Consider the following 22,353-nt stretch of genomic DNA (forward strand, 5'->3'; position numbering starts at 1 on the left):
ATCGGGTTAACGAACAGCAATTACGTACAACGGCGGAACCTCCATGGGTGATTCTTCTTCTCGTCAGGCAACGCTTGGGCAAAACGGCAGCGATGTGCCGCGCCTCGCGCTTGCCGGCATCACGAAGCAGTACCCGGCGGTGCGCGCGAACGACGATGTCACGCTCTCGGTCGCGCCGGGCGAAATCCACGCCTTGCTCGGCGAGAACGGCGCGGGCAAGAGCACGCTCATGAAGATCGTCTACGGCGCGGTGCGGCCCGACGCGGGCGAGATCCGCTGGGAAGGCCACGCCGTCGAAATCGCGAGTCCGGCTGGGGCGCGCAAACTCGGCATCGGCATGGTGTTCCAGCATTTTTCGTTGTTCGAAACGCTTACGGTCGGCGAGAACATCGCGCTCTCGCTCGACGAACCGTTCGACCTGAAAACGCTCGGCAAACGCATTCGCGAGGTGTCGGCGCAATACGGCCTCGATGTCGATCCGCAGCGCCACGTGCATAGCCTCACGGTGGGCGAGCGTCAGCGCGTGGAGATCGTGCGCTGCCTGCTGCAGAATCCGCGTTTGTTGATCATGGACGAACCGACTTCGGTGCTCACGCCGCAAGCGGTGCGCAAGCTGTTCGGCACGCTGCGGCGTCTCGCTTCCGAAGGCTGCAGCATTCTCTATATCAGCCACAAGCTCGACGAAATCCAGGAGCTTTGCGACACGGCCACCGTGCTGCGCGGCGGCAAGGTCACGGGCCGCGTCATTCCGCGCGAAGAAACGCATGCGTCGCTCGCGCGGCTGATGGTCGGGCGCGAACTGCCCGACTACACGCGGCGCGCACACGCGCCCGGCGACGTGCTGCTCGAAGCACGGCATCTGTCGATGCCGAGCGACGATCCGTTCGGCACCTCGCTCAACGACGTTTCGTTCGGCGTGCATGCGGGCGAGATACTCGGTATCGCCGGCGTCTCGGGCAACGGCCAGGCGGAACTGCTCGCCGCGCTCTCGGGCGAGGCGCAAGCGGCCCGTCACGGGGTGAGCGCCGATGCCGTCAGGATTTGCGGCAAGGCCTCGGGACGCCTTTCGGCTGGGGCGCGCCGAAAGCTCGGCTTCGCTTTCGTGCCGGAGGAACGCCTTGGGCGCGGCGCGGTCCCGGCCATGTCGCTTGCCGAAAACGCCTTGCTCACGGCACACCGCGAAGGCATGGTGCGCTCGGGTTGGCTCAGGACGGGCGCGATGCGCGCGTTCGCCGAGCGCTGCATCGGCGCGTTCGATGTGCGCTGCGGCGGCCCGGATGCGCTCGCGCAAAGCCTCTCGGGCGGCAACCTGCAGAAGTACATCGTGGGGCGCGAGATTCTCCAGGCGCCGAAGGTGCTCGTGGTCGCGCAACCCACCTGGGGCGTGGACGTGGGCGCGGCCGCATTCATTCGCCAGCAGTTGCTCGATCTTTCGGCGCGCGGTGTGGCGATACTCGTGATCTCGGAAGAACTGGAAGAGCTTTTCGACATCTGCGACCGCATTGCCGTGCTCGCGGGCGGACGCCTTTCGCCCGCGCGTTTGACCGGCGAGACGAACGCCGAGGAAATCGGCCGCTGGATGGCGGGGCTCTTCGGCGAGCGCGCGGATCGCGGAGACGGCGGCGGCAGGCCCGACGGCGAGCCGCCCGCGCAGACCGTGGCGAACGCATGATCGGCGACACATAACAACGCGCTAAAGCACATCGACCACCAGAGACCGACCACCGACTTCACGACCATGATCTTCCCGTACCGACTCGAAGCCCGCACGACGCCGTCGCGCACGGTGCGCATCGCCGTGCCGCTCATCGCGGCGCTGCTCACGCTCGCCATCGGCTTCCTGATCTTCGGCCTCGTGGGCCGCGATCCCTTGCAGGCGATGCACGCGTTCTTCATCGAACCGCTGTCGAGCATCAACGGCTGGTCCGAGCTCCTGCTCAAGGCCTCGCCGCTATGCCTGATCGCGCTCGGTCTCGCGGCGGGGTATCGCGCCAACGTGTGGAACATCGGCGCGGAAGGGCAGATGGTGCTGGGCGGCATCGCGGCGAGCGGCGTGGCGATCTATTTCGATCAGGCCACGGGCTGGTGGATCCTGTTCCTGATGATGTTCGCGGGCGTGCTGGGCGGCATGGCGTGGGCGGCAATTCCCGCGTGGCTCAAGAGCCGCTTCAACACCAACGAGATCCTCACGAGCCTGATGCTCACCTACGTCGCCACGCAGCTACTGATCTGGCTCGTGAGCGGTCCGTGGCGCGACCCGCAGGGCATGAACTTTCCGCTCTCCGAAATGTTCAGCGGCGACGCGCTCTATCCGACCTTCGGCGGCGACTGGCGCATCCACTGGCTGCGCGGCACGCGCCTGAACGCATCGATCTTCCTGACGCTCGCGGCCATTCCGCTCGTGTGGCTCTTCATGCGCCGCAGCTTTGCGGGCTATCGCATGAGCGTGGGCGGCCTCGCGCCGCTCGCTGCGCGCTATGCGGGCTTCTCCGAGAAGAAGACGATCTGGACCTCGCTGCTGCTTTCCGGCGGCCTCGCCGGCCTCGCGGGCATGGGCGAGATTGCCGGTCCCATCGGTCAGCTGCAGGCGACCTGGTCGCCGGGCTACGGCTTCACGGCGATCATCGTCGTGTTCGTGGGGCGTCTGCATCCGGTCGGCATCGTGCTCGCGAGCCTCTTGATGGCGCTGCTCTACCTGGGCGGCGAAGCCGTGCAGACATCGCTGCAATTGCCGCAGGCGCTGTCCGGCGTGTTCCAGGGGCTGCTGCTGTTCTGCCTGCTCGGCGCGGACCTCTTCGTGAACTATCGCGTGCGCCGCCGTCATCCGGTCGCGGTTGCGAACTGACCAGCGCAAGCCAGAGAACAATCAAACGGGCCACACGACATGGATATCCAGCAAGCCAGCTCGCTCGCCTCGAGCGCCGTCACCGCCGCCATCCCGCTCATGTTCGCGGGCGTGGGCGAACTCGTCACGGAGAAGTCGGGCGTGCTCAACCTCGGCGTGGAAGGCATGATGCTGATGGGCGCCGTCACGGGCTACGCGGTCACCACCATCACCGGCAACCCATGGCTCGGCCTCGTTGCGGGTATGGCCGCCGGCATTGCGATGTCGTTGCTGTTCGGCTTTCTCGTGCTCACCATGCTCGCCAACCAGGTCGCCACGGGCCTCTCGCTCACGATCTTCGGCGTCGGGCTCTCGGCGTATGTCGGCAAGCCGTACACCTCGGCCGCGACTTCGGCGACCATCGCGGCCTGGCCGATTCCGGGGCTCTCGCAACTGCCCGTGGTCGGACAGGCGTTCTTCAGCCTCACGCCTGTCGACTACCTCGCGTTCATCATGTTCGCCGTAGTCGGCTGGTTCCTCTATCGCACGCGCGCCGGGCTCGTGCTGCGCTCGGTCGGGGAGTCGCCGCAGGTCGCGCATTCGGTGGGCTTTCCCGTGATCGGCGTGCGCTATGGCGCGACCGCCTTCGGCGGCGCGATGGCGGGCCTCGCGGGCAGCTACTACTCCGTGGTGCAACTGCATCTGTGGCAGGAGCAGATCACCGCAGGGCGCGGCTGGATCGCGCTCGCGCTCGTCGTGTTTGCGACGTGGCGCCCGGGCCGCCTCCTGATCGGCGCGCTGCTCTTCGGCGCGGTCACGGGCGCGCAGTTCTATGCGCAGGCCGTGGGCGTGCCGGTGCCCACGCAGTTCCTCGCCATGCTGCCGTACGTCGCGACGATCGTCGTGCTCGTGCTCATTTCGCGCAACCCGAACACGATCCGCCTGAACGCGCCGGCTTCGCTCGGCAAGTCGTTCTTTGGGGCCGCATAGGTGCGGTTGCTTAAGACGGGCAATCTATCGGGAATACTAACCAAAACGCCTTGAACGCTCGCAGTTCCCCATTCACGACAGGAGATCCACGATGAAAAAAACCATCCTGACCGCTTTCGCCGTCGCCGCCACGTGCGGCACGGCGGCCCTCGCGCCCGTGGCCCACGCCGCCGACGCGCCGGGCGTCGCGTTCGTCTATCTCGGCAATCCGGGCGATGCCGGCTGGACCTTCGCGCACGATCAGGGCTCGAAGGTCGCCGAGCAGAAGTTCGGCAACAAGATCAAGATCACGCGCGTGGAAAACGTGCCGGAGTCGGCGGACTCGGAGCGCGTGTTCCGCGATCTCGCGAACAAGGGCAACAAGATCATCTTCGGCACGAGCTTCGGTTACCAGGACTTCCAGCTCAAGGTGGCGAAGGATTTCCCGGACACCGTGTTCCTGCACGCGACGGGCTACAAGAAGGCGCCGAACTTCGGCACCTATGACGTGCGCATGTATCAGGGCGCGTATCTCGCGGGCGTCGCCGCGGGTTACGCGACGAAGACCAACACGCTCGGTTTCGTCGCCTCGGTGCCGATTCCCGAAGTCGTGCGCAACATCAACGCGTACACGCTCGGCGCGCGCTCGGTGAATCCGAAGGTGCATACCAAGGTCATCTGGATCAACAGCTGGTTCGATCCGGGCAAGGAGAAGCAGGCCGCCGAAACGCTGATCGGCCAGGGCGCCGACGTGCTGCTGCAAAACACCGATTCGAGCGCGACGCTCGCCACCGCCGAAGAGAAGAAGGTCCACGCGTTCGGCTGGGATTCGAACATGAAGAAGTTCGGCCCGCACGCGCACCTGGGCTCGGTCGAGGCGAACTGGGGCGTGTACTACGTCGCGGCGATCCAGCAGGTGCTCGATGGCAAGTGGAAGAACGACCCCGTGTGGTGGGGCATTCCGCAAAAGGCCGTCGATCTCGGCGACGTCAACACGTCCGAGCTCCCGGCAGACGCGCAAAAGGCGGTCGCCGCGAAGCGAGAACAGATCGCGAGCGGCAAGTGGGACGTCTTCACGGGCCCGATCAAGGATCAGACGGGCGCAGTCAAGGTTCCGGCCGGCAAGACGCTGACCGACCCGGAACTGCAACGCCTGAACTGGTACGTCGAAGGCGTGGACGGCTCGCTGCCGAAATAGGCATATGCCGGGCGCGCTCGCCCGTCCTGCACGGCGCGGGTGCGAGTTGCATTCCTCGTACGATTTCGCCGTGCGTACGCGAAGCGGCTGCGTGTAGCGCTGAGAGGCGCGCGCAGCCGTTTGACGTTCTAGCAGCGCAACGCAGCGCCGCGTCAGTCGTCGATGCGTATGCCGACCTTGATCGTGACCTGCCAGTGCGAGACCTGATCGTTTTCGATCAGGCCGCGCGTTTCCACGACCTCGAACCAGTGCAGGTAGCGCAACGTCTTCGATGCCCGCGCGATGGCGCAACGAATGGCGTCGTCGCTGGACACCTTCGACGAGCCGGTAAGTTCGATCTGCTTGTAGACGTGGTCGTTCATGGCAGAGTCTCCTCGTGGGTCGCGCGGCGTCGGCGCGTCAATCGAGTATAGGTAACGGACCGGGGCGCAAGGGCAAAGATGAGAGAAGCCCGGCGCCAGTTATCATGACGCCTCGCCCGAAAACGAGCATTCGACGTGCCCGTTTTGCAGGCGGGAATGCGCAACGGCGATCGACAGGAGACGGAGAAAATGGACGGGCAGGTGTTGGGTTTTTGCGGACCGGGGCTGATGGGCGCGCCGATGATCCGTCACTTGCTGCGCGCCGGGCATGCAGTGCGCGTGTGGAACCGCTCGCCGGCGAAGGCGCAGGCGCTGATCGCCGACGGCGCGCAGGTGGCCGCGACGCCTGGCGAGCTCGCGCGCGAGGCTGACGTGGTGTTGCTGTGCGTCGCCGACGCGGCGGCGGTCGAGCAGGTGGTGTTCGGCGAACACGGGCTTTTGGCCGGTACGCCCGGCGCGAGCGTGCGCGTGCGTCGCATCGTCGATCATTCGAGCATTCCTCCCGACGCGACGCGCAGGCTCGCGGAGCGCGCGGCGGCTTTCGGCGTGGGTTGGATCGACGCGCCGGTGTCGGGCGGCGTGGCGGGCGCGCAAAACGGCACGCTGGCGATCATGGCGGGCGGCGCAGCGGCCGACGTCGAAGCCGTTACGCCGATCCTCGGCGCCTACGCGGCGCGCGTGACCCATATGGGTGGCGTGGGCGCGGGTCAGACCACCAAGCTGTGCAACCAGGCCATCGTCACGGCTACGGTCGCCGCAATTGCCGAAGCGGTGAGCCTCGCGCGGCGCAGCGGCATCGAGGCGGCGAAGCTGCCCGAGGCGCTCGCGGGCGGCTGGGCCGATTCGACGTTGCTGCGCACGTTCGTGCCGCGTATGACGCAAGACGGGTTCGAATCCATCGGCACGCTCAAAACGTTCCAGAAAGACGTGGACACGATCGCCGCCGCGGCCGCTCAGACCGGCACGCCTATGCCCGTCTCGGGCACGGTCCAGCAATTGCTGCGTCTCGCGGCAGCCATGGGCCTCGAGCAGGCCGATTTTTCGGGCTTCATCGACGTGCTGCAGACACCGCGCAGCGGCGAAGCGTGACCTGATCAGGCACCGGCAGGCCTCGCGAGCGATGCGGCCCCGTTGTAACCGGCGTGCATGGCGGCCTTCACATTGCTCACTTCCTGCCGTGTCATGCTGCGCGGAGCAAGGCTGTCCGCGCGGCTGGAACTCGCGCGCGAAGTGGCATAACCTGCTAAAATTACAGGTTTTTCGTCGATCTACTTTCCGGGACGCGCTGTGCTCTCTACCGCCAACATCACCATGCAATTCGGGCCGAAGCCCTTGTTCGAGAACATCTCGGTCAAATTCGGCGAAGGCAACCGCTATGGCCTGATCGGCGCGAACGGTTGCGGCAAATCCACGTTCATGAAGATCCTCGGTGGGGATCTCGAGCAGAGTTCGGGCAACGTCATCCTCGAGCCGAACGTGCGTCTGGGCAAGCTGCGTCAGGACCAGTTCGCGTACGAAGACGTGCGCGTGCTCGACGTCGTCATGATGGGCCACACCGAAATGTGGGCCGCGATGAGCGAGCGCGACGCGATCTACGCAAACCCCGAAGCCACCGACGACGACTACATGCACGCCGCCGAGCTCGAAGCGAAGTTCGCCGAGTACGACGGTTACACGGCCGAAGCGCGCGCGGGCGAACTGCTGCTCGGCATCGGCATCGGCACGGAATTCCACAACGGCCCGATGAGCGGCGTGGCGCCGGGCTGGAAGCTGCGCGTGCTGCTCGCGCAGGCGCTGTTCTCGAAGCCGGACGTGCTGCTGCTCGACGAACCGACCAACAACCTCGACATCAATTCGATCCGCTGGCTGGAAGATGTTCTGAACGAGTACAACTCGACCATGATCATCATCTCCCACGATCGACACTTCCTGAACCAGGTCTGCACGCACATGGCAGACATGGACTACGGCACGCTGAAGGTCTGGCCGGGCAATTACGACGACTACATGCTGGCGTCGACGCAGGCGCGCGAGCGTCAGCAGGCCGCGAACCAGAAGGCGAAGGAGCGCGTGGCCGACCTGCAGGACTTCGTGCGCCGCTTCTCGGCGAACAAGTCGAAGGCACGCCAGGCCACCAGCCGCCTGAAGATGATCGACAAGATCAAGATCGAGGACTTCAAGCCCTCGTCGCGCCAGAACCCGTTCATCCGCTTCGAATTCGAGAAGAAGCTGCACAACATCGTCGTGGTCGCGGAAGAGATCACGAAGACGTACGAGCGCCGCATCTTCAACAAGCTCAGCATCAGCGTGCAGCCGGGCGAGCGCATCGCGATCATCGGCGAGAACGGCGCGGGCAAGACCACGCTGCTGCGTTCGCTGCTCGGCAATCTGGCCGTCGACAACGGCTCGGTAAAGTGGGCGGAGAATGCGAACGTCGGCTACATGCCGCAGGACACGTACGAAGAGTTTCCGGCCGACGTGACGCTGATGGACTGGATCGACCAGTACCGCCAGGAAGGCGACGACGAGCAGTCGGTGCGCGGCACGCTGGGCCGTCTGCTCTTCAATGCGGACGACATCAGGAAGTCGGTGAAGGTGCTGTCGGGTGGCGAGAAGGGTCGCATGATCTGGGGCAAGCTGATGCTCGGCCGCCACAACGTGCTGCTCATGGACGAGCCGACCAACCACATGGACATGGAATCGATCGAGTCGTTGCAGATCGCGCTCGAAAAGTTCGAAGGCACGCTTATTTTCGTGTCGCACGACCGCGAGTTCGTGAACGGCCTGGCCAACCGCATCATCGAGGTGAAAACCGATGGCACGGTCAAGGACTACAGCGGCAACTACGAAGACTTCCTGGTGAGCCAGGGGCTGCAATGAATTTCGATCGCTGATCGAGGCGTGAAATGAAAACGGGCGGCGCGTGAGCGTCGCCCGTTTTGTTTTTGGCCTGCGTGCCTTAGCCTACGGCGCGCCCGCTTTACGTATGCGTCAACCACGCTAGAATGCACTGTCGCCGCGGCGAGCGCCGCGATGAAATCGCGAACGAACACAGAGCTTTGCATGGGATGGCAGTAAGCGCTAAAGCGCAAGCCGCCATCGACAGACAGGAGACAAGTAGATGAACGACTACACGCAGTTCTACATCAACGGCCAATGGGTCGCCCCGCACGGCAAGGGCACGATCGACGTGATCGATTCGGGCACCGAGGCGGTGATGGGCCGCATCCCCGAGGGCGTCGAAGCCGATGCCGAAGCGGCCGTCGCCGCAGCACGCGCCGCCTTCGATGGTTGGGCCGCGACGCCCGCCGCCGAGCGCGGGGCGTATCTGCAAAAAATTGCCGACAATCTCAAGGCCCGCACCGACGAACTCGCGCAGCTGATCGCAGGCGAAGTGGGTATGCCGCTCAAGCTCGCGCGTGCCATTCAGGTGGGCGGCCCGGTCTACAACTGGGGCGCTTACGCGCAGCTCGCAAGCGAGTTCCAGTACGAGGAGCGCGTGGGCAACTCGCTCGTCGTGCGCGAACCGGTGGGCGTCGTCGCGGCTATCACGCCGTGGAACTATCCGCTCAACCAGATCACGCTCAAAGTCGCCGCCGCGCTCGCCGCCGGCTGCACCGTCGTGCTCAAGCCCTCCGAGGTCGCGCCGCTGAACGCATTCGTGCTCGCCGAGGCCATCCATGACGCCGGCCTGCCCGCGGGCGTGTTCAATCTCGTGACGGGCTACGGTCCCGTGGTGGGCGAGCTGCTCGCGCGCCATCCGGACGTCGACATGGTGTCGTTCACCGGTTCGACGCGTGCGGGCAAACGTGTGTCGGAAGTCGCGTCGGCCACGGTCAAGCGCGTCGCGCTGGAGCTGGGCGGAAAATCGGCCTCCGTCGTGCTCGATGACGCCGACTTCGCGGCTGCCGTGAAAGGCACGGTGGGCGCGTGCTTCCTCAACTCGGGGCAGACCTGTTCGGCCCACACGCGCATGATCGTGCCGGAGTCGCGCTACGAAGAAGCGCGAGACCTCGCGAAGCAGGCCGCCGAGGCGTTCAAGGTGGGCGACCCGCGCGACGACAAAGCGAAGCTCGGCCCGCTCGCCTCGAAAGTGCAGCAGGAGCGCGTGCTGCACTACATCGAGCGCGGCATGGCCGACGGCGCCGAACTCGTGACGGGCGGCCCCGGCATGCCGGAAGGCGTGACGCAGGGCTTCTTCGTGAAACCGACCGTGTTCGGCCGCGTGCCGCGCGACGCGGCCATCGCGCAGGAAGAGATCTTCGGCCCGGTGCTGACGATCCTCACGGCGAAGGACGAAGACGACGCCGTCGCGATCGCCAACGACTCGCTCTATGGCCTCGGCGGCGCGGTCTGGGCCGGCAGCGACGAGCGCGCGATGCGCGTGGCACGCCGTATCCGTACGGGCCAGATCGACATCAACGGCGGCGCCTGGAACATGGCCGCACCCTTCGGCGGCTTCAAACAGTCGGGACACGGCCGCGAAAACGGCGCGTATGGCCTCGAGGAATACCTCGAATACAAGTCGATGCAGTTCAAGGTGCCGAAGGGCTGATGAGGCATCTCGTCGCGCGCTATCGCAAATCTTTTAATACGACGTGTTGATGCAAGTCATGAACGCGGACTTCTTTGCTGAAGTCCGCGTTTTTGTTTGATGTGCGTCAATGTCATATATGGGGTACGCGCGACCATAAGCGCTTTGTCATCGACAGAGCACAACATGTTTCCTGGCCACTCCTTCGCTCCCCTCCAGATTCGCGGTCGTCAACTCCTGCCCGTCGTGCAGGGCGGCATGGGTGTCGGCATTTCGGCACACCGGCTGGCCGGCAGTGTGGCGCGTGAAGGCGCGCTCGGCACGATTGCGAGCATCGACCTGCGCCATCATCACAGCGACCTCATGGACATGTGCCGCGCGGACCCGCGGCACGAAACGCTCGCACGCGCGAACCTCGTCGCGCTCGGCCGCGAAATCGCGGCGGCACGCAAGCTTGCGGGCGGCAACGGCATGATCGCCGTGAACGTCATGAAGGCGGTGAACGCCCATGCCGACTACGTGCGCGCCGCGTGCGAGCACGGCGCCGACGCCATCGTCATGGGCGCGGGCCTGCCGCTGGATCTGCCCGACCTCACGGCGAGCGTGGAAATCGCGCTCGTGCCGATCCTGTCGGACGCACGCGGCGTCGCGCTCGTGCTCAAGAAGTGGATGAAGAAGGGTCGCCTGCCCGACGCCATCGTGATCGAGCATCCGGCCTACGCGGGCGGCCACCTCGGCGTGACCGACATCGCCGACATGGGCAACGAGCGCTTCGCCTTCACGAAGATATTCGAGGAACTCGAAGGCGTCTATGCCACGCTCGGCATTTCGCGGCGTGACGTGCCGCTCGTCGTGGCGGGCGGCGTCAACAGCCACGAGGCCGTGCGCAAATGGCTCGAGGCGGGCGCGAACGGCGTGCAGGTCGGCACGCCGTTCGCCGTGACCGAGGAGGGCGACGCGCACCCCGACTTCAAGCGCGTGCTCGCCGAAGCGAAGCCTGAAGACATCGTCGAGTTCGTGAGTGTGACGGGGCTGCCCGCACGCGCAGTGAAAACGCCGTGGCTCGAACGTTACTTGCGCAACGAGTCGCGCATTCGCGCCAAGATCGGCTCGCTCAAGCTTGCTTGCCCAACCGGTCTCGAATGTCTTTCGGCCTGCGGGCTGCGCGACGGCATCGAGAAGTTCGGCCACTTCTGCATCGACACGCGCCTTGCCGCGGCGTTGCGTGGCGACGTCGCGAACGGCTTGTTCTTCCGCGGGCGTGAAGCGTTGCCGTTCGGCAATGCAATCCGCAGCGTCCGCGACCTGCTGGAGTTGCTGCTGACCGGCGCTGCGCGACCTGCGGTCGCACGGCGCGCAGCCTTCGCACTGGCTTGACACGTATCAAAACGGCGCCAGACCCCGTCTCTGACAATTTGTGGGCCTTCAAGGCTAGACCTACAGACACGGGGATCAACGATGTATAAAGCAATTAGAAAGGCAGCAGCAACTGCCGCGCTCACCATGGGCGCGGTCTTTCTGGCAGTGCCGGCCAGCGCGGCCGGTTCGCCCGACTCGGGCATTTACGCGGGCGACTGGCTGGTGCGCCTGCGCGCGATCGAAATCGCGCCGGACGCGCGCGGCAGCGGTACGCTCGGCGCGCTTGGCGCGGACGTGAACAACGCCATCGTGCCCGAGGTCGACTTCACCTATATGGCGACCAACAACATCGGCGTCGAGCTGATTCTCGGCACGTCGCGCAACCAGGTGACGTCGAATATCGGTGCACTCGGCGGCGTGGGCGTGCTGCCGCCAACGCTGCTCCTGCAGTATCACTTCAACAACGCGGGCAGGGTGCGGCCGTACGTGGGCGCGGGTATCAACTACACGCTGTTCTACAACAACGGTCTGCACGCGGGCGGCCAATCGGTTTCGATCGACAACCACAGCTGGGGCCCGGCGCTGCAGTTCGGTATCGACTTCCAGGTGACGAAGCGCATCTTCGTGAACGCGGATATCAAGAAGATCTGGATGCACACCGACGCGTCGCTGGGCGGCACCTCTCTCGGCACGCTGCATATCGATCCGCTCGTGGTGGGTCTGGGCGTCGGCATGAAGTTCTGATCGGTCGCCTCATCACCGCTTTTTCGAACGCCGGCTTGCCCGGCGTTTTTTTATCCGCGTTCAGGCGCGGTCTTTCTGGAAGCGCATGGCGGTGCCGTCGCGCTCGATGCGCTCCCACACGGCGCGCTTTTCTTCGTCGCTCAGAAATACCCAGTTGGAAACTTCCACGGCGGTGCGCCCGCAACCTTTGCAGACGTCGTCGAAGAGTGTCGAACACACACCGATGCACGGGCTGTCGGGGAGGTCGTGGAGATTGGATGCCATTGAAGAACCTTGGGGCGTGGCCGGGCATCGCGCGCGCCGGCTTCGGTACGGAACGCCGCTATGTTAACCGATACGGCGCGGGGCGGCCGCCCGCACCTCCAGGCGAGCGGCGGCGATGTGCGATGCGTGATGAATCGGCCAGGCCGCTGCAAGGCGATAGCAAGGTGAAGGGCGCCGCCGCGTCCCGCTGGCAGCCGGGCGTCGCGCGCATGCGCCACCGAAGCGGTTTTTTGTGGACACGGCCCGTGAAACGGCTAAAATTGCGCGCGATTTACCGTCCGCGCACGGCTTGCCGGCCTTCCAGGGCTCATGTTCCGTTTGTGCGACACGCCCGCGTTTTATTTCTTGCCGGGCGGGTTTGATGGTAGGTTCTGGGAAAGTCAGGGGAGCCGTGCACAGGTGAAACGGAGCACGGCACGAAGCGAGGCAGGCGGCCGGCCGGAGCCGGTCAGGATCGGAGAACGGGATGAAGAAAGGGGTTGTGGCGCAACTGGCCGCGCTCGCACTGTGCGCGGCGCCGTGGATGACGTCAGTGGCGAAGGACACGCAGCTGAACGTGTACAACTGGTCCGATTACATCGCCAAGGACACGATTCCGAACTTCACCAAGCGGACTGGCGTTCAGGTCAAGTACGACAACTACGACAGCGATGACACGCTCCAGGCCAAGCTGCTCGCTGGCAACTCGGGCTATGACATCGTCGTGCCGACCAGCAATTACGCAGGCAAGCAGATCGCCGCCGGCATTTTCGCGCCGCTCGACAAGTCGAAGATCCCCAACCTCAAGTACCTCGATCCGCAGCTGATGGCGCTCGTCGCCGGCGCGGATCCGGGCAACAAGTATGCGGTGCCCTGGGCGTACGGCACGACGGGTCTCGCCTATAACGTCACGAAGGCGCAGCAGATCCTCGGCAAGAATGTACCGCTCGACAACTGGGACATCCTCTTCAAGCCCGAGAACATCTCGAAGCTGAAGGCCTGCGGCGTGTCCGTGCTCGACGCGCCGGACCAGATGTTCGCGGCCGCGCTGCACTACATCGGCAAGGACCCGCTCTCGACGAACCCGGACGATTATCGCGCCGCGCTCGCGATGATGAAAAAGATCCGTCCGTACATCACGCAGTTCAACTCGTCGGGCTATATCAACGACCTCGTGGGCGGCGACATCTGCTTCGCGTACGGCTGGTCGGGCGACGTCGTGATTGCCAAGCACCGCGCCATCGACGCGAAGAAGCCCTACAAGATCGAGTACTACATCCCGAAGGGCGGCGCGCCGATCTGGTTTGACGTGATGACCATCCCGAAGGATGCTCAGCACAAGGAAGCCGCGCACGAGTGGATCAACTACATCGAGACGCCGCAGGTCCACGCAGCGATCACGAATGCGGTCTACTACCCGAGTGCGAACGCGGAAGCACGCAAGTACGTGGACAAGGACATCGCCAACGACCCGGCCGTGTACCCGCCGCCCGAAGTCCTGAAGACGCTGTTCCTGCTCAAGCCGCTGCCGCCTGAGATCCAGCGCCTGCAGACGCGTCTGTGGACCGAGTTCAAGTCGGGCCGCTGACGCGCTCGCAGCCGCGGTTGAAATTCGATCCCGTTTTACCCCGAGCCCTCGGCACGATGCCGGGGGCTTTGTTCGTCAACCCCGTCCAGCATTCACGCAGAAACAGGCAGGGCAGAGAGAATCATGAGTGACCAGTCGAGCGCGCCGGCATCCGCCGGCTCGCTGCCTTCGGGCTTCACCGCGGCAGATTCGGCCGCGGACAACTTCGTGCAGATCGTCGATGTCGTCAAGAAGTTCGGCGAGACGACCGCCGTGAAGGGCGTCAATCTGTCGGTGAAGAAGGGCGAGCTGTTCGCGCTGCTCGGCAGCTCGGGCTGCGGCAAGTCCACCTTGCTGCGCATGCTCGCGGGTCTCGAGACCGTGACCTCGGGCAAGATCATGATCGACGGCGAGGATCTCGCGTCGATGCCGCCGTACCGCCGCCCGGTCAACATGATGTTCCAGTCGTACGCGCTCTTTCCGCACATGACGGTGGAGTCGAACGTGGGCTTCGGGCTGCGCCAGGAAGGCGTGAAGAAGGGCGAGCTCAAGGACCGGGTGGCCAACGCGCTCGAACTCGTGCAGATGACGCGCTTTGCCAGGCGCAAGCCACATCAGCTCTCGGGCGGCCAGCAGCAGCGCGTGGCGCTCGCGCGTTCGCTCGTGAAGCGCCCCAAGCTGCTCCTGCTCGACGAGCCGATGTCGGCGCTAGACAAGCAGATTCGCCAGCGCACGCAAATCGAACTCGTCAACATTCTGGACAAGGTCGGCGTCACCTGCATCATGGTCACGCACGACCAGGAAGAAGCGATGACGATGGCGGGGCGCCTCGCGGTGATGAGCGAAGGCGAGATCGTCCAGCTCGGCACGCCCAACCAGGTCTACGAATTCCCGAACAGCCGCTTCTCGGCGGAGTTCATCGGCTCGACCAATCTTTTCGATGGCAACGTGGTCGAGGACGAGCCCGACCATGTATTCGTCGAGTGCCCCGAGCTGCCGGTGCGCCTCTACGTGAACCACGGCATCACCGGGCCGCTCGGCATGCCTGTGACGATCTCGGTGCGCCCGGAGCGTATCGCGCTCACGCGCAAGCCGCCCGAGGGCGTGTTCAACTGGGGCAAGGGCGTAGTGAAGAACATCGCCTACATGGGCGGCTACTCGCTCTATCACGTCAAGCTCGATTCGGGCAAAACGGTGATCGCGAACATGTCGAGCCTCGCGCTCTCCGAGATCGATTCGCCCACCTGGGAAGACGAAGTCTACGTGCGCTGGAGCGCTTCCGCCGGTGTGGTACTGACGTCATGAGCGCGACGACTTTGCGCAGCACCCTGAACTGGCCGGCGAAACGCTTCAACCTGACCGGGCGTACGGCCGTCGTGGCGGGCCCGTTCATCTGGCTGCTGCTGTTCTTCCTCGTGCCGTTCATCCTGGTGGTGAAGATCAGCTTCGCCGACCAGCAACTCGGCATTCCGCCGTACACGGAACTGACGTCGTTCGCGGATGGCATCTGGCATATCTCGCTCGACCTTTCGCACTACGCGTTCCTGTTCCAGGACAGCCTGTACTTCGCGACCTACGTGAATTCGGTCGTGGTGGCCGCGATTTCGACGCTGCTATGCCTCATCATCGGTTATCCGATGGCGTATTACATTGCGCGCTCGAATCCGGCCTCGCGCAACATCCTCATGATGGCCGTGATGCTGCCGTTCTGGACGTCGTTCCTGATCCGCGTGTACGCATGGATCGGCATCCTGAAGAACAACGGACTGCTGAACAATTTCCTGATGTCGATCGGCATCATCCATTCGCCCATCGAGCTGTATCACACGAACACGGCCGTCTACATCGGCATGGTGTATTCGTATCTGCCGTTTCTCGTGATGCCGCTCTATGCGCACCTCGTGAAGATGGACCTCACGCTGCTCGAAGCCGCCTACGACCTCGGCGCGAAGCCGTGGCGCGCGTTCGTGGAGATCACGCTGCCGCTCTCGAAGAACGGCATCATCGCCGGCTGCCTGCTCGTGTTCATTCCGGCGGTGGGCGAGTACGTGATTCCTGAGCTGCTCGGCGGCGCGAACACGCTGATGATCGGCCGCGTCATGTGGAACGAGTTCTTCGACAATGCCGACTGGCCGATGGCCTCCGCGGTGACCTGCGCGATGGTGCTCCTGCTGCTCGTGCCGATGGCGCTGTTCCAGCACTATCAGGCGAAGGAACTGGAGGGCCGCGGCAAATGAAACCGAATCGCGTTCTGCAGTTCATCGCGCTCGGCCTCGGCTTCGCGTTCCTCTACATTCCGATCCTGAGCCTCGTCGTCTACTCGTTCAACGAGTCGCAACTCGTGACGGTGTGGACGCGCTTTTCCACGCGCTGGTATCAGGCGCTCATCACCGACGACGAGTTGATCACCGCCGCGTGGCTCTCGCTGCGCATTGCGCTGATGACAGCGTTCGCCTCGGTGTTCATCGGCACGTGGGCGGGCTTCGTGCTCGCGCGCATGGGGCGCTTTCGCGGCTTCACGCTCTTCTCGGGCATGATCAATGCGCCGCTCGTGATTCCCGAAGTGATCCAGGGCATTTCGCTGCTGCTGCTGTTCGTGGAAATGGGCAAGCTGATCGGCTGGCCCGCGGGGCGCGGTGTGTTCACGATCTGGATCGGCCACGTCATGCTGTGCATTTCGTACGTCGCCATCATCGTGCAGTCGCGCGTGCGCGAGCTGAACCCGTCGCTCGAAGAAGCGGCCTTGGACCTTGGCGCAACGCCGTTCAAGGTATTCTTCCAGATCACATTACCGCTCATCTCGCAGGCGCTTGCGGCAGGCTGGCTGCTGTCGTTCACGCTGTCGATCGACGATCTGGTGCTCTCGGCGTTCCTCTCGGGCCCGGGCTCGACCACCTTGCCGCTCGTGGTGTTCTCGCGCGTACGCCTTGGCCTGAACCCGGAGATGAACGCGCTCGCGACGCTCTTCATCGCGGTCGTGACGGTGGGCGTGATTGCCGGCAACTACTTCATGCAGCGCGCGGAGCGCAAGCGGATGGCGATGGCGGTCTGAGCGCCGCCGCGCTTCGAAGCGCCTGCAATAGACGGCGCGCGGGCAGTCATGTCCGCGCGCCGTTTGCTTTATTCGGCGCAGTCCTTACAGCCGGTATCCCATACGAAACCCGCCCCAGTGTCGCCCGTTCACGAAGATCGGCGCGGAGGCGTCCTTCATCATCACGAACGTGCCGCCGCCCATGTCGCGACGATAGGTTTGCAGCAGGAAGGGCTTGGTATGCGAGCCGGCCGCGCGGCCCGCGCGGTCGTTGAATATTCGATGATTGCGGCAGTTCGCGGCGTTCCACACCGGGTCGGCGCCCTGCGGATGCGAGAACTTGCGATTGTGCGTCGGTATGTAGCCGCGCGGATCGATCGCGACACAGAAGGCGACGCGTTCGTCGAACGTGAGCAGCGGTTCGAGGACCGGGGGCAGCACGCGGTCCGTGAAGGCCGTAAAGCGTGTCATATGCTGCTGCGGGTTCGTGTTCGGCACCGGCGCGTAGACGCTGTCGAACAGATCCGCTTCGCCGATCTCGCCGCGCGCGAGCGCGCCTTCGAACAGCTTGCTCACCTGGGCGGCGGCGCGCTGCACTGTCTCGATGAAGCGGGTGTCGTCGGTTTCCACGCCGGTTGCGGCGGACAGCTCGATGAGCGTTTCCGAGACCTCGAGCAGCTTGCCGAGCTGATCCTTCGCCTGCACGAAGTTGCGCCCCGAATCTTCGACGCCCGCGACCATTTCGCCCACCTGGCTTTCGAGCCCGTCGCATTTCGTTTCGATCTCGCCCGTGAGCTGGGCGATCTGGCCGGCGTGCTCGTCGAGTTGCATGATCGCCTGGCCGGTGCTGTGCACGGCCTCGCCGATCGTGTGCGTGCCCTCGCGCACGCGATGCGCGCGTTCGGTGTTGGCGGTGCCCTCGGCGATGAGTTGCTCGGTCTGCTGCGTGAGTTGTCCGAGCGTCTGCTCGATCTGGCCGGTGGCCTGCGCCGTCTTGGCGGAGAGGTTTTTCACCTCGGCCGCGACCACGGCGAAGCTCTTGCCGGACTCGCCCGCGCGCGCCGCTTCGATGGCCGCGTTGAGCGCGAGAAGCTGGGTTTGCCGCGCGATCAGGGAGATTTCCTCGGAGACCTTCGAGACATGCGCGAGCGCGCTTTTGAGCGCCCGGATCTGCGTCTCGATGACGGTGACGCTCTCCACGAGACCGTGAATGTCGGCAAGCGACTCCTCGATGGTCTGCTGCGACTGCTGCACGGTGGCGGCGGTGCCGGTGCTCAGCTCGCGCATGGCGCGGGCCGCCGTGGCGATCTGATGGTTGCCGGCGAGGGTGTGGGCCGCCGACTCGCGCAGGGCGTGGCAGACGTCGGTCTGACGCTGCACGCGCGCGGCGACTTCGTCGACATGGCCCGCCACGTCGCAGATCTCGATACCGAGCCTGCCGGCATGTGCGGCAATGTCGCCGACGACGCCGGCGGATTTCCCCGCGCGGCGACCGCGCAGGCCCAACAAACGCAAACGTGCCATCGGGTGTCTCCTTTCCCGGTGCGCCATGAAAGCTGCGGACAACTGCCCAAACCTGCAGGCCCGGTCGTCGGCAGGTTCGATCGCCGGGCTTTCTGAACTGGTTTACGGCGCGTAATACGGCGACTTGAGCGCAGGGGTGGCGCCTGGCGCTATGATCGGGAACTCGGGCGCTCCGAAAGCCGGAAAAGAGGGGCAAAGGGGCGTCGCGACGGGAGCAAGATGATAGAAGCGATTTTCGGCGGGAGCGCGCCGCTCGCGCTCTGGCAGCAGCTGATCCAGCTCTGGGAGCTGATCGTGATGGTGTTGCGCTTCCTCTGGGAGCTGGTGAAGCTCCTCGGCGGCGGCGGTTGAACGACAAAAGGGCAGACGATGATCGACGATTCCACCCGGCGTTTCACCGACCGGGTCGCAGATTACGTGAAATTCCGGCCGACCTATCCGCGCGAAGTGGCGACTTTCGTGCATGTGGAGTGCGGCATCGCGCCGGGCGCGCCCGTGGCCGACATCGGCGCGGGTACGGGCCTCTCCACGAAGCTCTTTCTCGACGCGGGTCATCCTGTCACGGCAGTCGAGCCGAACGCGGCCATGCGCGCCGCGGCGGACGAACTGCTAGGCGGCTATCAAGGCTATCGCAGCGTGGCGGGCACGGCGGAGGCGACGACGCTCGAAGACGCGAGCGTGGATCTCGTGAGCGCCGCACAGGCGTTTCACTGGTTCCACAAGACCGACACGCAGCGCGAATTCGCGCGCATCCTCAAGCCGCGCGGCAAGATCGTGCTGTTCTGGAACAGCCGCCTGCTCGAGGGCTCGGCGTTTTTGGCAGGCTACGAGGCGCTCCTGCAGCGTTTTTGCCCCGACTACGCGCGCGTGGCCGAGACCTATCCGGACTCGGCCGCGATGGCCGACTGGTTCGGCGATGGCTTCGAGCATCAGACCGTGTTCCCGAACGCGCAACTGCTCGACTTCGATGGCCTGCGCGGACGGCTGATGTCGTCGTCATACGCGCCGCGCGCGGGCGACGAACGCCACGAGCCGATGCTCGCGGCGCTGCGCGAGCTGTTCGAGGCCACGCAAAAGGACGGCACCGTCAACTTCGCCTACGAGACGCGCGTGTACGCGGGGCAGCCGCAGCGCATCTAGCGCTCGAACGCGTAGTCGGCGGTGCGCACGCGGCGCGTTTTGCGGCGGAACATGAACGTGAAGCCAGGCCACAGCGCGGTGTTCTTGCCCGCCTGCGTGAGGTAGTAGCTGCGGCAGCCCGACTGCCACACGGTGCGCGCGAAGCGCGCCTGCACGCGCGCGTTCCAGTTTTGCTGCGCCTCGGCGCGAACCTCCATCGTGCGGGCGCCCGAGCGCTGCAGCGCGCGGATGCAGGCCGCGATATAGGCGATATGCGACTCGATCATGTAGATCATCGAGTTGTGCCCGAGCGCCGTGTTCGGCCCGATCACGAAAAAGAGATTCGGGAAGCCCGCGACGCTCGCGCCGAGGTAGGCCTCGGGGCCGTCGCGCCGCCACGTCTCGCCGAGGTCCTGGCCACCCACGCCCGTCACCTGGAAGGGCGCGTCCACATCGTTGACCTGGAAGCCCGTGCCGCACACGATCGCGTCGTAGGGCCGATGCATACCGTCGGCGGTGACGATGCCATCGGCGACGACCTCGCGGATCGCGTCGGTCACCAGCTCGACGTTGGGCTGCGCGAGGGCAGCGTAGTAGTCGCTCGACAGCAGCACGCGCTTGCAGCCCAGCCGATAGTCGGGCGTGAGGCGCGCGCGCAGCTCGGGATTTTTCACCTTGTGCGCGAGGTAGCTCAGCGCGAACTTCGTCGGCGTCTTGAGCAGGCGCGGCTCGACCGCGAAGCCGACCGCGCGCGATTCGTGCTGCCAGTAAATCTTTGCGCGCGCCACACGTTGCGCGAACGGCATGTGCCGATAAATCCAGCGCCAGCGTTCGCTGATGGCGCGGTCGCGCCGCGGCATGATCCACGGCGGCGTGCGCTGAAACACCGTGAGCTGAGCCGCGCGCGGCTGGATATGCGGCACGAACTGGATCGCGCTCGCACCGGTGCCGATCACGGCGATGCGCTTGCCTTCGAGCGCGTAGTCGTGGTCCCAGCGCGCCGAGTGGAAGAGCGTGCCTTCGAAGCGCTCGATGCCCGCGATATGCGGCAGCGCCGGGCGCGAGAGCGGACCGTTCGCGGCGATCACCATATCGGCTTCGATCGTCGTGCTCGCGCCGTCGCGTTCGATCTCCACCTGCCAGACGCCGCGCGCCTCCAGGAAGCGCGCCGCGCGCACGCGCGAACGGTATTCGATGAAGCGCTCGACATCGTACTTGTGCGCGCAATGGCGCAGGTAGTCGAGAATTTCATGCTGCGGCGCGAAGGTGCGCGTCCACGCCGGATTCAGCTCGAACGAAAATGAGTAGAGGTGCGAAGGAATATCGCAAGCGGCCCCCGGATAGGCGTTGTCGCGCCAGGTGCCGCCGAGGCCTTCGGCGGCCTCATAGATCGTGAACGAATCCACCCCCATGCGACGCAGCCGGATCGCCATGCCGATGCCGGAAAAACCGCTGCCGATGATGGCGATGCGCAGCGCGCCCCCGTTGCCGAGCGCTTGATTGGCCATGTGTGCGTCCGCCGTTATGTGTGTGTGCTGCGTATTTTGCGCCGATGCAAAACGGGCTCCATGAAGGAGCCCGTCGTTGCTTTAGCGGCGTGCGCTGGGCAAGCCTCAGGCGTTCAGGAGTTGTTCCAGTCGTCCGAGCTGTCGTTGCTGCCCATATCGACACCGCCGCCGCCCGAGCCGTCGTCCCAGTCGTTCGAGCCCTGGCCGAAGTCGAGGCCGCCGCCGTTGTTGCCGTCGCGCTGAACCCTGCGGCCCTCGTCGTCGACATACACATCGCGCTCGATCACGCGGTCACGGCCATGATTCAGGGCTTCGCCGAGCAGCACGCCCGTGAGCAGGCCACCCATGCCGCCCATGCCACCGCCGCCTTGCTGCACGATGACCTGCGGCGGTTGCTGCGGCGGCGCAGGCGGATACTGCGGCTGACGTCCGAAGGCGGCGTCGGCTTCGCGCGCGTAGGGAGAGTTGCTGCCGTAGTCGGGCGCGGCAGGCTGCGCATTCGGATCGGCGCGGCCCTCGGCGCGCGCCTTGAGGCTCGCGAACTGGCGTTCGAGATCCTCGATCTCATACGGCGGTCGCGGATTCGCGCTGTTCGAAAGCGTTTCGACGAGGCTGCGCAACTGCGCTTCGAGTCCTTCGACTTCCTTTTCGAGCGCTTCGTGACCGGGCGCGGTCGAGAGCTTCACGTCGAGCTTGAGCGAGCGCACGCCGTTGAGCAACTCGGTGGCGCGCTTGAGCTGGTCGCGGCGGTCGTCGCCGGCCTTCGCGTCTTCGGTGGACTTCGCGCGACGCAGCGTCCAGCGCAGCACGAGCACAATGCCGACCAGCAAGATGGCGATACCAATCCACATGCCCATACCAGGACCTCGCTTCTGTGGCGCGGGCGCGGCCAACTGCTGCTGCGTGAACGGGTTGCCCGTGCTGTTCGTGTTGACACTGCCGGCGCGTGAAGCGTCGGAACGAATCTTCGCTTCGACCTGCGCGAAACGTTGCGGCTGGGTGAAGCGGATTTGCGGATCGAGCGACTTCGCCTGCTCGACCTGGGTAAGCGCGTCGCTGTAACGACCTTCGCGGTCGAGGACCTGGGCGTAGAGGTAGTGCGCGCGAGCGTTGTCCGGATGCGCCTGCAGGACTTCGGTCAGGCCGGAATCGGCGCGCTGCCAGTCACCCTGCGACATCGCGGATTCGATCTGCTGCACGCTCGGCACGGCGAACGCAACGCCGCCCGTAAAGGCGAGCGACGCGACGGCGATACTGGCAGCGGCAAGAAACTTTTTCATGTTGCAGGCCGGGCGGATTGACGCCCGTCTCCATGGCATTCGATACGGGGATGCGGCGCTCTCGCGCGCCTGCCGATTGCCATCGGCCGCA

20 protein-coding genes are annotated in these 22,353 nt (G+C 65.1%); 15 read left to right on the plus strand and 5 right to left on the minus strand.

From position 1 onward, the window contains the following. Window positions 1-43 precede the first annotated feature (43 nt). The 4 genes from BFD71_RS18020 to BFD71_RS18035 all read left to right on the plus strand — a co-directional run bounded on the left by BFD71_RS18020 (window position 44) and on the right by BFD71_RS18035 (window position 4,991). Window positions 44-1,672 (plus strand): ABC transporter ATP-binding protein, encoded by a 1,629-nt coding sequence (locus BFD71_RS18020; protein ID WP_069265653.1) that lies wholly within the window; start codon window positions 44-46, stop codon window positions 1,670-1,672. Between the two features lie 66 nt (window positions 1,673-1,738). Beyond that, window positions 1,739-2,845 carry an ABC transporter permease gene (locus BFD71_RS18025; RefSeq protein WP_069265654.1) on the plus strand — a complete coding sequence of 369 codons (1,107 nt, stop codon included), beginning with the start codon at window positions 1,739-1,741 and terminating at the stop codon, window positions 2,843-2,845. A 39-nt stretch (window positions 2,846-2,884) separates the two neighbouring features. Beyond that, window positions 2,885-3,814 (plus strand): ABC transporter permease, encoded by a 930-nt coding sequence (locus tag BFD71_RS18030; RefSeq protein WP_069265655.1) that lies wholly within the window; start codon window positions 2,885-2,887, stop codon window positions 3,812-3,814. A 91-nt stretch (window positions 3,815-3,905) separates the two neighbouring features. Then, a complete protein-coding gene (locus BFD71_RS18035) occupies window positions 3,906-4,991 on the plus strand; it encodes a BMP family ABC transporter substrate-binding protein (RefSeq protein ID WP_069265656.1) in 1,086 nt (361 codons plus the stop codon). A gap of 152 nt (window positions 4,992-5,143) precedes the next feature. Here BFD71_RS18035 and BFD71_RS18040 read toward each other — a convergent pair whose 3' ends face one another. Further along, on the minus strand, window positions 5,144-5,353 hold the full coding sequence (locus tag BFD71_RS18040) for a dodecin (protein ID WP_069265657.1): 210 nt from the start codon (window positions 5,351-5,353) through the stop codon (window positions 5,144-5,146). Between the two features lie 189 nt (window positions 5,354-5,542). On the opposite strand from BFD71_RS18040, the gene BFD71_RS18045 reads away from it, so the two are divergent. The 5 genes from BFD71_RS18045 (at window position 5,543) to BFD71_RS18065 (ending at window position 11,990) form a co-directional block, all read left to right on the plus strand. Continuing rightward, entirely contained in the window at window positions 5,543-6,442 is a 900-nt protein-coding gene (locus BFD71_RS18045; RefSeq protein WP_069265744.1) for an NAD(P)-dependent oxidoreductase, read from the plus strand. A 198-nt stretch (window positions 6,443-6,640) separates the two neighbouring features. Further along, window positions 6,641-8,233, plus strand: coding sequence for an ABC-F family ATPase (locus BFD71_RS18050; RefSeq protein ID WP_069265658.1), 1,593 nt, complete (start codon window positions 6,641-6,643; stop codon window positions 8,231-8,233). A 241-nt stretch (window positions 8,234-8,474) separates the two neighbouring features. Further along, entirely contained in the window at window positions 8,475-9,908 is a 1,434-nt protein-coding gene (locus BFD71_RS18055; protein ID WP_069265659.1) for an aldehyde dehydrogenase family protein, read from the plus strand. A 165-nt stretch (window positions 9,909-10,073) separates the two neighbouring features. Next, on the plus strand, window positions 10,074-11,264 hold the full coding sequence (locus tag BFD71_RS18060; protein ID WP_069265660.1) for an NAD(P)H-dependent flavin oxidoreductase: 1,191 nt from the start codon (window positions 10,074-10,076) through the stop codon (window positions 11,262-11,264). Between the two features lie 126 nt (window positions 11,265-11,390). Next, a complete protein-coding gene (locus BFD71_RS18065; RefSeq protein WP_069265661.1) occupies window positions 11,391-11,990 on the plus strand; it encodes an OmpW/AlkL family protein in 600 nt (199 codons plus the stop codon). Between the two features lie 60 nt (window positions 11,991-12,050). On the opposite strand, the gene BFD71_RS18070 is transcribed toward BFD71_RS18065, so the two are convergent. After that, window positions 12,051-12,254: a DUF1289 domain-containing protein gene (locus tag BFD71_RS18070; protein ID WP_069265662.1), complete on the minus strand. Its 204-nt coding sequence runs from the start codon at window positions 12,252-12,254 to the stop codon at window positions 12,051-12,053. 466 nt (window positions 12,255-12,720) lie between these two features. Between BFD71_RS18070 and BFD71_RS18075 the strand changes: the two genes are divergently transcribed. The 4 genes from BFD71_RS18075 to BFD71_RS18090 all read left to right on the plus strand — a co-directional run bounded on the left by BFD71_RS18075 (window position 12,721) and on the right by BFD71_RS18090 (window position 16,852). Next, the gene (locus BFD71_RS18075) at window positions 12,721-13,821 is read left to right on the plus strand and encodes a polyamine ABC transporter substrate-binding protein (RefSeq protein WP_069265663.1); all 1,101 of its coding nucleotides are present in this window, start codon (window positions 12,721-12,723) and stop codon (window positions 13,819-13,821) included. Between the two features lie 123 nt (window positions 13,822-13,944). Next, entirely contained in the window at window positions 13,945-15,105 is a 1,161-nt protein-coding gene (locus BFD71_RS18080) for an ABC transporter ATP-binding protein (protein WP_069265664.1), read from the plus strand. Continuing rightward, a complete protein-coding gene (locus tag BFD71_RS18085; RefSeq protein WP_069265665.1) occupies window positions 15,102-16,037 on the plus strand; it encodes an ABC transporter permease subunit in 936 nt (311 codons plus the stop codon). Before BFD71_RS18080 ends, BFD71_RS18085 begins: the two co-directional genes overlap by 4 nt. After that, window positions 16,034-16,852, plus strand: coding sequence for an ABC transporter permease subunit (locus BFD71_RS18090; RefSeq protein WP_069265666.1), 819 nt, complete (start codon window positions 16,034-16,036; stop codon window positions 16,850-16,852). Before BFD71_RS18085 ends, BFD71_RS18090 begins: the two co-directional genes overlap by 4 nt. 84 nt (window positions 16,853-16,936) lie before the next feature. On the opposite strand, the gene BFD71_RS18095 is transcribed toward BFD71_RS18090, so the two are convergent. Further along, a complete protein-coding gene (locus tag BFD71_RS18095) occupies window positions 16,937-18,355 on the minus strand; it encodes a methyl-accepting chemotaxis protein (protein ID WP_069265667.1) in 1,419 nt (472 codons plus the stop codon). 219 nt (window positions 18,356-18,574) lie between these two features. On the opposite strand from BFD71_RS18095, the gene BFD71_RS42185 reads away from it, so the two are divergent. Beyond that, window positions 18,575-18,706 carry a hypothetical protein gene (locus BFD71_RS42185; protein ID WP_256094777.1) on the plus strand — a complete coding sequence of 44 codons (132 nt, stop codon included), beginning with the start codon at window positions 18,575-18,577 and terminating at the stop codon, window positions 18,704-18,706. A gap of 18 nt (window positions 18,707-18,724) precedes the next feature. Then, window positions 18,725-19,495: a class I SAM-dependent methyltransferase gene (locus BFD71_RS18100; RefSeq protein WP_069265668.1), complete on the plus strand. Its 771-nt coding sequence runs from the start codon at window positions 18,725-18,727 to the stop codon at window positions 19,493-19,495. Here the strand turns inward: BFD71_RS18100 and BFD71_RS18105 are convergent. Continuing rightward, window positions 19,492-20,982, minus strand: coding sequence for a flavin-containing monooxygenase (locus tag BFD71_RS18105; RefSeq protein ID WP_069265669.1), 1,491 nt, complete (start codon window positions 20,980-20,982; stop codon window positions 19,492-19,494). The two genes, BFD71_RS18100 and BFD71_RS18105, sit on opposite strands and share 4 nt — an antisense overlap. Before the next feature lie 113 nt (window positions 20,983-21,095). Further along, window positions 21,096-22,262: a tetratricopeptide repeat protein gene (locus tag BFD71_RS18110; protein ID WP_069265670.1), complete on the minus strand. Its 1,167-nt coding sequence runs from the start codon at window positions 22,260-22,262 to the stop codon at window positions 21,096-21,098. Window positions 22,263-22,353: the final 91 nt, after the last annotated feature.

Origin of the sequence: Paraburkholderia nodosa, assembly GCF_001718195.1 — a bacterium.
GTDB classification, from domain to species: domain Bacteria; phylum Pseudomonadota; class Gammaproteobacteria; order Burkholderiales; family Burkholderiaceae; genus Paraburkholderia; species Paraburkholderia nodosa_A.